10 protein-coding genes and 10 tRNA genes are annotated in these 12752 nt (G+C 38.1%); 6 read left to right on the top strand and 14 right to left on the bottom strand.

Annotation, left to right across the window (positions count from 1 at the left end; all coding sequences use genetic code 11):
• Positions 1-362: 362 nt before the first annotated feature.
• Positions 363-800: a VOC family protein gene (locus BIV60_RS24365; protein ID WP_071358291.1), complete on the top strand. Its 438-nt coding sequence runs from the start codon at positions 363-365 to the stop codon at positions 798-800.
• A gap of 261 nt (positions 801-1061) precedes the next feature.
• Complete coding sequence (locus BIV60_RS24360; RefSeq protein WP_083402435.1) at positions 1062-2090, top strand: glycoside hydrolase family 113; 1029 nt, start codon at positions 1062-1064, stop codon at positions 2088-2090.
• A gap of 542 nt (positions 2091-2632) precedes the next feature.
• Here the strand turns inward: BIV60_RS24360 and BIV60_RS24355 are convergent.
• Positions 2633-3520, bottom strand: a complete 888-nt coding sequence (locus BIV60_RS24355; RefSeq protein ID WP_071358290.1) for a DMT family transporter — start codon at positions 3518-3520, stop codon at positions 2633-2635.
• A gap of 401 nt (positions 3521-3921) precedes the next feature.
• Between BIV60_RS24355 and BIV60_RS24350 the strand changes: the two genes are divergently transcribed.
• Positions 3922-4800, top strand: a complete 879-nt coding sequence (locus tag BIV60_RS24350) for a LysR family transcriptional regulator (protein ID WP_256218536.1) — start codon at positions 3922-3924, stop codon at positions 4798-4800.
• Positions 4801-5036: 236 nt separating this feature from the next.
• Here the strand turns inward: BIV60_RS24350 and BIV60_RS24345 are convergent, their stop codons facing one another.
• Positions 5037-5621 carry a TetR/AcrR family transcriptional regulator gene (locus BIV60_RS24345; RefSeq protein ID WP_071358288.1) on the bottom strand — a complete coding sequence of 195 codons (585 nt, stop codon included), beginning with the start codon at positions 5619-5621 and terminating at the stop codon, positions 5037-5039.
• Positions 5622-5648: 27 nt separating this feature from the next.
• The gene (locus BIV60_RS24340; protein ID WP_071358287.1) at positions 5649-6542 is read right to left on the bottom strand and encodes an SDR family oxidoreductase; all 894 of its coding nucleotides are present in this window, start codon (positions 6540-6542) and stop codon (positions 5649-5651) included.
• A gap of 598 nt (positions 6543-7140) precedes the next feature.
• On the opposite strand from BIV60_RS24340, the gene BIV60_RS24335 reads away from it, so the two are divergent.
• Both BIV60_RS24335 and BIV60_RS24330 read left to right on the top strand, forming a co-directional pair.
• Positions 7141-8544 carry an amino acid permease gene (locus BIV60_RS24335; RefSeq protein WP_305728411.1) on the top strand — a complete coding sequence of 468 codons (1404 nt, stop codon included), beginning with the start codon at positions 7141-7143 and terminating at the stop codon, positions 8542-8544.
• 128 nt (positions 8545-8672) lie between these two features.
• Complete coding sequence (locus BIV60_RS24330; protein ID WP_071358286.1) at positions 8673-9512, top strand: hypothetical protein; 840 nt, start codon at positions 8673-8675, stop codon at positions 9510-9512.
• Between the two features lie 68 nt (positions 9513-9580).
• On the opposite strand, the gene BIV60_RS24325 is transcribed toward BIV60_RS24330, so the two are convergent.
• Positions 9581-10480: a GNAT family N-acetyltransferase gene (locus BIV60_RS24325; protein ID WP_071358285.1), complete on the bottom strand. Its 900-nt coding sequence runs from the start codon at positions 10478-10480 to the stop codon at positions 9581-9583.
• 93 nt (positions 10481-10573) lie between these two features.
• On the opposite strand from BIV60_RS24325, the gene BIV60_RS24320 reads away from it, so the two are divergent.
• Positions 10574-10816 (top strand): hypothetical protein, encoded by a 243-nt coding sequence (locus tag BIV60_RS24320; RefSeq protein ID WP_071358284.1) that lies wholly within the window; start codon positions 10574-10576, stop codon positions 10814-10816.
• 933 nt (positions 10817-11749) lie between these two features.
• Here BIV60_RS24320 and BIV60_RS24315 read toward each other — a convergent pair.
• The 10 genes from BIV60_RS24315 to BIV60_RS24270 form a co-directional block, all read right to left on the bottom strand.
• Positions 11750-11823, bottom strand: a tRNA-Ile gene (locus BIV60_RS24315).
• Between the two features lie 5 nt (positions 11824-11828).
• Positions 11829-11902 (bottom strand) — tRNA-Gly (locus tag BIV60_RS24310).
• A gap of 20 nt (positions 11903-11922) precedes the next feature.
• Positions 11923-11997: transfer RNA gene (locus BIV60_RS24305), tRNA-Gln, on the bottom strand.
• An 11-nt stretch (positions 11998-12008) separates the two neighbouring features.
• Positions 12009-12081 (bottom strand) — tRNA-His (locus tag BIV60_RS24300).
• 18 nt (positions 12082-12099) lie between these two features.
• Positions 12100-12176: transfer RNA gene (locus BIV60_RS24295), tRNA-Met, on the bottom strand.
• 28 nt (positions 12177-12204) lie between these two features.
• Positions 12205-12278: transfer RNA gene (locus BIV60_RS24290), tRNA-Cys, on the bottom strand.
• A gap of 7 nt (positions 12279-12285) precedes the next feature.
• Positions 12286-12360, bottom strand: a tRNA-Gly gene (locus tag BIV60_RS24285).
• Positions 12361-12409: 49 nt separating this feature from the next.
• Positions 12410-12485: transfer RNA gene (locus tag BIV60_RS24280), tRNA-Lys, on the bottom strand.
• Positions 12486-12523: 38 nt separating this feature from the next.
• Positions 12524-12599, bottom strand: a tRNA-Val gene (locus BIV60_RS24275).
• A 39-nt stretch (positions 12600-12638) separates the two neighbouring features.
• Positions 12639-12713: transfer RNA gene (locus tag BIV60_RS24270), tRNA-Glu, on the bottom strand.
• Between the last annotated feature and the right edge of the window lie 39 nt (positions 12714-12752).

Here is a 12752-nt window from a genome sequence, read left to right as displayed (position 1 = left end):
CTTATGTGTAAGGTGTGCGTTTAGGTTAGTTAGTCATCCTGATTTTAAGTATTATCATACGTTCACGTATGATCAAATCATGTCTTTAGACTTTAACCTTATATTATTTTATAAAAAGCTAAAGGATATATATAAATATAATTGGGATTATAAAAAGTGAATTTATTTGGATCGGCAAAAGGAAAGTAAAATTTTGACTGATGCTGATTTTGACAATAATATTTAAGCAATGGTCTTCAACATCGTGCGCAATCCTTTAGTAAGAATTGTGCTCTTTCTTTATGTTTAAGCGAATTATAATTACAAACAAACCTTAAACGAATACAGGTATTGAAATAGCAGGAACATAGGAGGTATGAGATATGAAGATCAATAGAATAGATCATGTGAGTATAAACGTAAATGATCTTTCAGAGGCTAAAGCGTTTTTTCTTGATTTAGGACTTGAAGTGCAAGCGGAATGGGAATTGGATGGAGAACAGTTGGACAGAATAGTTGGGCTTAATGATGTTAAAACGGCATGTGTAGGATTGGGGATGCCAGATGGTCAGGCATGGATAGAGCTAGTCAAATTTTATACGCCGTCAGATGAAAAAGATATTCAGCAACCTTTTGCAAATACGCTGGGTATCCGACATATTTGCTTTGCTGTTGAAGATATTGAAGCTATTGTTGCAAAATTGAAAAAGAAGGGCACAGAAGTCTTTAGTGAGATACAGCAATATGAAGAAAGTTATAAGTTATGCTACGTTCGTGGTCCAGAGGGAATTATTTTAGAGTTGGCGGAGAAAATCAGATAAATATTGAATGGGACTTTAAATGATTTAGATATCCAACTTTAAAGATTTCTTCTTAAACTATCGGGCGCTTGAGTTTAACAGTAGGTTGCTACGGCAATCCCATTTCTTATTCAATAAACGGTTCAGGTTAGTGCAAGTAGGACAATTTTAAAATATAAGTATGTAACAAGTATGGAGACCCTAAAATTTTTCTATAAGGATAGTGTATTTTATACTATGGATTTAATTTTGCTTATTTACTAAGTCAAGGGGTTGGAGTATATGTCATTGAAAGTGAAAGGCGTTACCTACGATGTTGGGATGCCAGTTATAAAAGGCGAATTAACTCGGGAATCACTTCCATTAGATATAGTGAAACGCGAGATGCTGATAATTGCAAATGAGTTGCATTGTACTGCTGTAAGAATTACAGGACAGGATTTAGGTCGCCTAAAAATGGCAGCTAATGTCGCTGCTGAACAGGGATTAGATGTTTGGTTTTCTCCGTTGCTATATGATGCTAATGAAAAAGAAACTTTTGATCAGATTATAAAGTCAGCAATGATATGTGAGGAAATCCGTAAACAGGATAATAAAGTAGTCTTGGTTATTGGATGTGAGTTCAGTATATTTATGACAGGTTTAATACCAGGAGATAATCCACTTAAACGTTTAGAATTTCTTACCGATCCATCACAATGGACAGAAGAATTTTTTACACACCCATCTCCAATTGAGAGGTTGAACAAATTCTTAACAAGTACAGTGAGGGAGGTTAGGAAACAATTTTCGGGTCCATTAACTTATGCAGCAGGTTTATGGGAAGAGATTGATTGGAATATCTTCGATTTTGTTGGGATTGACGCATATCGTGATGCATCTAATGCCAATAATTTTCGGGAACTAATTCGTGGCTACAAGGTGTATGGAAAGCCTATTTTTATAACTGAATTTGGATGCTGTACTTATAAAGGTGCTTCGGATCAAGGGAGTATGGGATGGCTTGTTATTGATCGTAAATCTAAACCGTGGCAACTGAATAAACCACTCATTCGGGATGAAGAAGAACAAGCAAAATTTATAATTGAAATGTTAAAATTGTTCACCGATGAAGGAGTAGATGGTGTATTTGTGTTTACATTCGTAACCCCCAGTTATCCTTCCAATATTGTTCCTCTTTATGACTTGGATATAGCAAGTTATAGTATTGTTCGTACTTGGAATGGGAACGAAACCTCACAAGCCCCACTAAATTGGGAACCAAAGGAATCATTTCAAGTGATTTCTCAATATTTTGGCAGATTAAGTTAACAGTTGGTTTCCCATTACCTTGTTTAACTAAAGGGTGCGTTAGTACAACAAGAAAAAGTAGTTAAGATCTTCAACAATCGGGCGCGATTGCTGAAAAAGAGTAGTCCCTTTTTTACTGAACTGATCAGAATAGTTCTATAAATGATTGGATGTAAATAATTAAGAAACCCAGCTAATCTTCCCATGTGCTGGGTTTTTAAGGTTGGATGTGCAAAATAGCACTTAAAATAAGTGCGAGTTATCTCCTAAAGTGACAAACAAAATGAGGGATGTAAAAAAACTCCCTTAAACGAACATTTTAGGGAGTTTGATTTTATAAGCTAGTTAGTAAACTAACGAGCAAAACAACAAAATGCGAATTTTGTACGCTAAGGCAGGCAGTAAAAACAAGATATCCCAAGAAAAATGGAGATTGTGTTTTTATAAAAAAACAAGTTTATCGCAGTATTTCCCGATATAAAACACCACGAAAACGGCTGAAAATGACCGAATACGGGGTTTTTATTGTCTTAGAGGTATATTTATCTACCTTGGCGAAATATCTATTCCATATTATTTTTATAATTTAGTTTTAATAGACTTTTAAAATCTAGCTCAGCAATTAATACACTTAATAATATGAGTACTGCACCTAAGTAACCTTTAAATGTGAGCGTTTCACCCGTGAAAAAGAAAGCAAAACCTGCTGAAAAAACAGGTTCTAATGTAAAAATAAGACCTGTATGTGTAGGGCTAGTATATTGCTGTGCAATAACCTGAACAATGAAAGCTATTGCTGTACAAAATATGCTTAAGGCTAAGATTGAAAACCATGATTCAACAGTGTCAGGAAGTTTTGGGGTTTCCATAAACATTGAGAAAATGAGACTAAATAGGCCGACAAAACCTAGTTGTACTACCCCAAGAGTAATTGAATTAACATGCTTAGTCATTGTTCCAGTAACGATGACATGAACCGCATAAAATAAAGCAGATAAGATACATAATATATCACCATTAGCTATCTTTAATTCGTTATTTAACGTTAATAATCCTATTCCTATTATGGTTAAAACAATCCCCAATACAATTTTTTTTTCAGGTCTTTGCTTTAAAAATATAGATGATAATACTGGAATAAAGATGACTGTGAGACCCAATAAGAAACCGGCATTTGAAACACTTGTATACTTTGTACCAAAAGTAGCAAAAATATAAACTATAAATAAAATAGAAGCTAATATAAACGCATATTTTACAGTTTTAAAATCAATTTTGATTAAGTGCTTGTAAAATACTATACCTGATAAAAGAAAAGCAATAATAAATCGTAATGCGATTAAATTATATTCTCCTATGTATTTGAGACCAACCTTTGTAAGTAAGATGGATGCACCCCAAAAAAATGTAACCATTAGTAGCATTAAATCAGCTTTTAATTGTATTTTCATCTCTATTCCCCCGTTGTTTATAATTTGAAATTTCATAACCCTTTTACTACTACAAAATCGTCTTTACTTCTACAATATTTAATTTTTATATTTTTTGGTTCCATCATTTACTTTAATTGGGGTTCAGCCGAGATACGTGGTGTACGTTTTTTCTAGACAAACTGCGTGGAACCATACAATAAAACTGGAGGATTACATAAGTAATCTAACTTTCACCTCGTCGTGTATTAATTAGTTTACCAAGCGTGTAGCGGTAGTATTTCCTTTTCCTTATCCTATAGTAAACCGCTTTGTCTCTTGATAATTTCCAGTGTTTTCATTATAATTCGCATTATTAAATTAGTAAAACTCATGTTTTTAATGAAAATCATTAGAATTACTCATGAAGGAGAGGTCTGATTTTGAATATTTCACAATACGAGGCTTTTTTGAAAACAATTGAACTAGGGAGTTTGACAAAAGCTGCACAGACACTAGGTTACACCCAATCTGGGATCACCCATTTGTTAAATGCATTGGAAAGTGAATTCAGACTGAAGCTTCTGAACCGTGACCGTTCAGGTGCTACTGTTACTTCAGATGGCAAGCAACTATTACCATATATTCAGTCCGTATTGAATTGTCAACATAATCTGAATAACAAATTAGACGAGATACATAGATTAGAATCAGGTCTAATCAGAGTTGGAACATTTACTAGTGTGTCAGCTCAATGGCTTCCGGGCATGATAGAGAATTTTAGATTGGACTTTCCAAAAATTCAATTTGAATTATTACATGGTACGTATCAAGAAAATGGAAAGTGGCTTATGGATGGGAGACTAGATTGCGCTTTTGTTCGAGTGCCCGCTAATAAGCAGTTAGAGACGATATTCCTAAGAAGAGACCCATTAGTCGTTGTTTTGCCTGAAAATCATCCTCGTGCACATGACGCATTTTTTCCAATCTCAGGTTTATCAAAATATCCATACATTAAACTTTATGAAGGTGCCGATGATGAGATATCAGAGATATTTACAGTTCATCAAATAGCGCCAAATGTTCAATTTGTCGAAAAAGATGATTATGCAGTTATTGCTATGGTTGAAAAAGGGTTAGGAATTAGTATTTTGCCTGAGTTAGTATTAAAGAATATATCTCGCAAGGTAGTATATAAAGAATTAGAAATTCCATCATATAGAGATTTAGGAGTTGCCGTTAAAGACACAACAATGCTCTCAACTTCTGCGCAAATATTTTTAACATATGTGCAAACATGGATTTCTAAAGAATATTCTTAAAAATTCAATTCGGTATTGTGAATATAAGCAGTAGAAATTCCTTGCGTTTCTCATAGCTCCTCCTGCATTTAAGGTACTTACCATTGCGTATCCAACAAGTTCACTCAACTTTGATCATTCCCGTCTAAAAGATATAAAAAAGCAAAAAGCATGATGGGATCTCATCATGCCTCTTAGTTCTATTAAAGTTTGATTTTTTCCAAATGCTCTATAAAAATAATTTTGCAGAAAAGGAATTATTTCTTTAGAATTTTCATTAAAAGATCCACATCATTGGTCCAATCCCCTTGATGCTCCTGCACCATAAGCCCGGTGATAACGGAAAAATAACAGAATAGGAGTCTGTAAGGATCCCCTGCACAAAATTCTCCGAACTGCTGGCCTTTGACGAAGATAGGAACCAAGCCTTGTATCGGGTCCTTCACCGAATACTGTTCGATGATTTGCCTTGCCTTCTCCGGCACATCGTTTGCAGTCTTTGCCTGCTGGATTAATAAGAAAGCATCCTTATTTGATTCATCCAGTATGATTTGGGTTAATGTTCTTATCTGTTCCATTGGCGTTCCCGGCAATTGGCCAATTTGCTTCATTGCTGCATCCGCTTCTTCCATCGCCTCTTGAATGAGAACAATAAAAAGCTCCTCCTTGGATTTGAAGTATCGATAAGAAAGGCCCTGACTAATACCGGCATCCTCAGCAATCATGCTCATTTTCGTTCCGCTGATTCCCTTGCGAGCAAATACTTTTAAGGCTGCCCCTTTAATTTCTTTCACTCGCTGTATGTGTATTTGCTCAAGCTTTTCTTCATTTAGCGGCGACATCCCTTTTCACCATCCTACATAAAAAATTTAGAACATTGTTTGTTCCTCACTTATTTTCCATAACCGTGTCGCAGCTTTCGTGTTCCTCGCTGCATCAGATGGTGTTTTTACACTTTTATCTGCGTAATATTGACCATTATGCTGAGAAACTTCGTTTGATTCGGCCAGCCAGACCAATGTTTCGGCTCCCTTTTCAGGAATGCGTGAAAACAGCCTCATTACTGACATGGTCATGCGGGCTAGCCTCCCATTGTTCTGGTTAAAATTTGTATCCACAAGACCCGGGTCAAAACAATAAGAGGTAACCCCCGTTCCATCAAGTTGTTTTCCCAGTTCAGCTGTAAACAAAATATTTGCAAGCTTCGTCTGTCCATATCGTAAAGTAGGTCCGCCCATTAACTTCTTAAGCCGCCTATAAAGCTTTTCCGCCCTTAAGTCTTCAAAGTCAATCCCCTTCTTTGCCATTTTATGACCATGGGATGCGGTCGTGATAATGCGAGCCGGAGCACTTTCCTTAAGACGATGTAAGAGAAGATTCGTGAGAAGAAACGGCCCCAGATGGTTAAGAGCCCAGGTCATTTCCACACCATCCTCCGTGATTTGGTGGCTTTCGAATAGTGCGCCAGCATTGTTGACCAAAATGTCTACTTTAGGACACTTTGCCAAAATTTCAGCTGCCACCTGGCGAATGGATGATTGAGATGACATATCTGCTATAAACAGGTCAACATCAACCGATTCGTCCCCAGCTCCTTTAATTAGAGCCACGATTTCCTTCGCCTTAGCCTCATTTCGGGCCACAATCCCAAGTTTTGCTCCTCGGGCAGCTAATTCCTTAGCTGCCGCAAACCCAATACCGCTCGTTGCCCCAGTGATAATAACGTATTTACCTTGAAGTTCCCATTTTGAATCAGTTTTCATTCAGTCAAACTTCCCTTCATGATGTATTGTAGAATGAACCGTTCATTCATTTTTAATCTATGAGGGGCATTTGAAGATGTTTCGGGTTTTCTAATATAATATTTTTCGACAGATTTCGGGTAAGTGACAGGCACTTAATTATTTTTTTAAAATAATATTTTAACTATATTTAATTCATTACAAAAACATCATTCCAAATATTAAAATCCCTATTTAACGCTTTAGTTAACTAATTTATTAGACTAATAACTTTATAAAGGTTGGATAAATTCTATTGACATGAAAAAAACAAAACTTTTATACTATAATCAATTGTTAATTTATCTGAAAATTACAACTATGAGGAACAGCCCCTGCATACGTAAATTTGTAATAAATTGGAGGTGTATTTGTAATCAAAGTTTGAAAGTTTTCGTTTAAAACCGTTGTCCTAATTTTAGGTGACAGTTTTTATGTAAGCGCTTGAATCAATTAAAATTAATTTCAGTGGAGGGATCATATGCTAGATATTAATGTGAAGCAATCTCCAAGAACTGAACAGCAAGAAGCTAAATCACCTGTTACATTACAAAGAAAATTAAAAGCAAGGCATTTGACGATGATTTCATTGGGCGGTGCGATCGGAACAGGGCTTTTTCTCGGCAGCGGACCAGCCATCCACGCAGCTGGACCCGGCGGTGCCTTTGTCGCCTATACAATTATTGGAATCATGGTTTATTTTATTATGACTAGCCTGGGGGAACTGGCGACGTTTATGCCGGTCAGCGGTTCATTCAGTACATACGCTACCCGTTTTATTGACCCAGCTCTCGGATTTGCCTTAGGCTGGAATTATTGGTACTCCTGGGCAATCGCACTAGCAGCAGAGCTTACAGCTTCAACAATGATCATGAAATTTTGGTTTCCGCACAGTTCCTCATTTTTATGGAGCCTATTCTTTTTAGTCACCATTTTTTTACTGAACTATCTTTCCGTAAAAGGGTATGCAGAAGGGGAATATTGGTTTTCATTCATTAAGGTCGCTACAATCATCATTTTTATTGTGGTCGGTTTATTAATGATTTTTGGCATTATGAACGGAAAGCCGATTGGATTCAAAAACTTTACTGTCGGAGACGCCCCGTTTGCAGGTGGCTTTATGGCTACGCTTGGTATTTTCATTGCTGCAGGTTTCTCCTTCCAAGGGACAGAAATCATTGGTGTTGCAGCGGGTGAAAGTGAAAATCCTGTAAAAAATGTCCCACGCTCCATTCGCACAACTTTTTGGAGGATTTTCTTATTCTATTGTCTTGCCATTCTTGTTATTGGTTTAATTGTCCCTTATACCACCAGCAGTTTGGCAGGAGATACAGTCATGGTCAGCCCCTTTACACTAGTATTTAAAAAGGCTGGACTTGCAATAGCAGCATCATTCATGAATGCGGTCATTTTAACAGCAGTATTGTCAGCGGGAAATTCCTGTCTTTATGTTACGAGCCGGATGCTATATGCAATGGCGGAAGAGGGTCAGGCACCTCGTATTTTTACCAAACTTAATAAGCGGGGCGTTCCCGTTCCTGCAATCATTGCGACAACCCTTGTCGGGATGTTTGCCTTCCTCGCTTCCTTTTTCGGGGATGGAACAGTTTATATATGGCTGATGAACTCAGTGGGTGTTACAGGATTTATTTTTTGGCTTGGGATAGCAGCCAGCCATTATCGTTTTCGAAAAGCCTATGTTGCTCAAGGCTATTCGCTTGAAGATCTTCCCTATCGCTCTAAATGGTTTCCTTTTGGCCCCATCTTTGCCTTTGCACTATGTCTTATTGTCCTATTGGCCCAAGATTATCAGGCCTTCATAAGTGATCATATTGATTGGGGCGGTGTAATCGCTGCCTACCTGGGCATCCCACTTTTCCTTGTCATGTGGCTCGGATATAAATTTATTAAAAAAACAAAGGTTATTCCATTAAATGAATGCAAAATTGATTTCAATGAACATCGAGATGCATCGATGAAATAACATTTCCCATTTGGATGGCCCGTATGATGAATATGGGCCTTTTTTTATGATATCTATGAGTGCATCTGAATAATTTCCAAACTTGGAAACACATTAATACTATTCAGCTAGTACCGGAGTGAACGAGTGTGCATAATTCCTATTGGTATCTCGCTTTACTTTTATTAGATTCGTTACTATTTTGCTTTATCTTAATCAAAAAAAGAAATATGCAACCTCTGCTCGTGTTATTATCCATGATTGGGTTAGCCTATATCATTGAAACCATCATTTTTAATTTCTTAGGAAGTTATGATTATCACCCTAAAATAATTAAACACTTTTCTTTTTATGATAGTGAGGTTGGAGCATTTGTCTCGAATGCATTTTCATTACCTGTAATCGCCACCTTGATTGCCGTTTTCCATTTAAACTGGATTTGGAAAATCATATTTTCAGGTTTATTCGTCGGGATTGAATGGTTATTTTTAAAGCTTCATATTTATGAACATCATTGGTGGAAATTAGCCTATACTGGCTTTGGTCTTCTAGGTTATTTTTCAATCGCAAAGATGTTTTATAAATGGATTATTCAGCCACAAAATAGATTTCAGCATTATTTGCTTCTCTATTTAATCACAGGCTCCATTTCAGCCAGTGCTCACATTCTTCCTATGCTATTTTTCTTGAATCGATTTTACCGTCCAGGATGGTTTGAAAATATCGGTCGCGATTCCATTGCCTTTGCTGCGATTTTTTATTTATGTGCCAGCCTCTTCTATTGTGGAATGGTTCGAATGAACTGGAAACTCAAATGGGCCCTCTATGTGGTTACTGGTTTACTGATGTTTATAGTAGACCAATTTCTTATAAGTGTCGGAATTCTACATAGTCGTATATGGTGGGATCAATTCTACTATGTAGGTTTATCACTCATGATGATTCTGCTTACAGGGATTGTGGATAGAAGACTATCGAAAGCTTCTTGACCTGAAATGGCTTATAGGCATCTTTCTGGATGAAAGATGTCTTTTCGATGTTTCATGAAGGTTCTAATTTACTTTCTTATCTCATATTGACAGCATGCATACGCCTCTACTTCCTTAAAACCTTCCTTAGTGTATAAAGATTTTGCCCCTTCATTTTCTCCATTTACTGAAAGAATTACCTTTTTGTAAAAATTCTCCTTGGCGAAGTGTAAGGAAGCTCTCAATATAAGTCTTCCTAACCCTTTTCCCTGATATTCCGGCAGAATCGCCAGCGGCCCGATATTCATAATTGGTTCATCGTTATGCTCTTCTATAGTACCTCTGACAACTCCTACTGGTTTTTCCTTATGAAACAGGATTTTCATGCCTCCTTCAAGAAAATTGCCGCTAGAAACCATTTCCCGAACATTCTCATGCGTTATTGGTGTTTCATTCCCCTTTAGGTTAGCAAATGCTGCATTTCTAACTTCACACCAAATTTCTTCATCTTGGTCAGTTCTGAAGGTTTTAAGGATGTATTCCTTTGGAAAAATAACATCTGGAACATCGGTCTCTTCCCTTACCATAAGAAAGGTGTATCTTTCTATTGTAAAACCTAACTGTTCTACCGATTTTAATAGTTGTTTATTTTTTAGAGGGATAAATAAGAAGATTTTATCTAAATTGTTTGTATGAGGTAACATAGCCTTTATAAGCAATCGGTAGCACTCAAGGTTCTTTTTTGGGGAATAGAAAATTCTAAAACGCGCTTTTCGTCCTCTTTGATTATAGTCATCAATCATAAGGGATGCAGCAGCAATTATTTTCCCCAGCTTATTGGTCACAATATAAGTGGGATTCTCTTTATTCGGTTTAAATTCCATTAGGTTTTCATCATAAAGAAAAGAATCATCAAGCTCATTTCTGTGTTTTTTGCAGTATTCCACAAAGTCTCTTACACTTTCATTATTTAATTTTTCGACTCTCATTTTATCCCCCATTAATAACTTATTTTTACTTCTATATATGTTTTTTTGATTGTGGGTATGATACTGAGTAGATTCTAAAAGGAGGGTTTAACTATGTCAGAATTGGAGCCATTAGAGTATTCAACAGGTACGGCTATTCGTGATTACGATATTATTGAAATTACAAAAACGAGTGAAGGTTATGAGGTATTTCTTGATATTAATTTAGACAGCGGCTATTCCTTATCAGGAACAAAGTTAGAAATAACGGATGAGGATCTAACTGGGTATGAAACAAATGAAGTTGAGGAAGCCATTAAATATGCTTTAGGATTCTTTGATGAAAATTTAAGCTAATGGTTTATTTTTGCAGGTCAATGATGTAGTTGTACCATTTTTAGGTGATTTGGGTTACCGTGGCAGGACGATTTTTCTGGTTGACGGGCATCTAGATTGACTTTCGATTACCACGACTGGGAGTTTTTCTTGTAAACGGGAAACTAGAGCGGAGTTCGGTTACCACGGTGAAGAGGTTTTCTTGTAAATGGGATCCTAGAGCGGAGTTCGGTTACCACGGTGAAGAGTTTTTCTTGTAAACGGGAACCTAGAGCAGGGGTGGGTTACCACGGTGTGGAGTTTTTCATATAAATGGGAACCTAGAGCGGGGGGCGGTTACCACGGTGTGGAGTTTTTCTTGTAAACGGGATCCTAGAGCGGGGGGCGGTTACCACGATGGGGATTTTTTGATGTAGACGGGCATCTAGAGCGGGGGGCGGTTACCACGGTGTGGAGTTTTTCTTGTAAACGGGATCCTAGAGCGGAGTTCGGTTACCACGGTGAGGAGGTTTTCATATAAACGGGAACCTAGAGCGGAGTTCGGTTACCACGGTGAAGAGTTTTTCTTGTAAACGGGAACCTAGAGCGGAGTTCGGTTACCACGGTGAAGAGTTTTTCTTGTAAACGGGAACCTAGAGCGGAGTTCAGTTACCACGGTGAAGAGTTTTTCTTGTAAACGGGAACCTAGAGCAGGGTTCGGTTACCACAGTGAGGAGTTTTTCATATAAACGGGAACCTAGAGCAGGGGGCGGTTACCACGGTGTGGAGGTTTTCTTGTAAACGGGAACCTAGAGCAGCTCTCGGTTACCGCTACGAGGGTTTTATCTTGTTTCCGGGCACTTTAACAATTTTCACTTACCGTGACGGCTAGATTACTAGGTATAAGGGAATCTAGAATCATAAAAAGTCCAATTCGTTTTCGAATTGGACTTGGATTTTTCATATTTAAATTTATGGGCCTAAATGGACTCGAACCATCGACCTCACGCTTATCAGGCGTGCGCTCTAACCAGCTGAGCTATAGGCCCTTAAATGGAGCGGGTGATGGGAATCGAACCCACTACATCAGCTTGGAAGGCTGAGGTTTTACCAGTAAACTACACCCGCAAAAATTATTTAATTAAAATTGGCTGGGCTAGCTGGATTCGAACCAACGAATGACGGAGTCAAAGTCCGTTGCCTTACCGCTTGGCTATAGCCCATTGATTTAAGGGGCGGATGATGGGAATCGAACCCACGAATGTCGGAACCACAATCCGATGCGTTAACCACTTCGCCACACCCGCCATAATCAAATATCCAATTGGTAGCGGCGGAGGGGATCGAACCCCCGACCTTACGGGTATGAACCGTACGCTCTAGCCAGCTGAGCTACACCGCCATGGAAGTAAAATTTATTTTTTAAAAATTGGAGGCGGCAACCGGATTCGAACCGGTGGTAAAGGTTTTGCAGACCTCTGCCTTACCACTTGGCTATGCCGCCAAAAATGTGGAGCGGAAGACGGGATTCGAACCCGCGACCCCCACCTTGGCAAGGTGGTGTTCTACCACTGAACTACTTCCGCATATTAAAGCTTATGGTATATCTCCAATTTGGTTCCATTTATTTCAAAATGGTGAGCCATGAAGGACTCGAACCTTCGACCCTCTGATTAAAAGTCAGATGCTCTACCAACTGAGCTAATGGCTCATTTATTAAAGATTTTTTTCACTATCGTGAAAAAATCATGGTGGAGGATGACGGGATCGAACCGCCGACCCTCTGCTTGTAAGGCAGATGCTCTCCCAGCTGAGCTAATCCTCCATAATGATGAAAGTTATTTTCACTGCCGCGAAAAAACTATGGTGACCCCTACGGGATTCGAACCCGTGTTACCGCCGTGAAAGGGCGGTGTCTTAACCGCTTGACCAAGGGGCCATTATTAGCCTGGCAACGTCCTACTCTCACAGGGGCAAG

This window comes from Bacillus sp. MUM 116 (assembly GCF_001866655.1).
GTDB lineage: Bacteria > Bacillota > Bacilli > Bacillales > Cytobacillaceae > Neobacillus.
The sequence above is the reverse complement of the archived record's forward strand: the minus strand, read 5'-3'. Positions and strand labels throughout refer to the sequence as shown.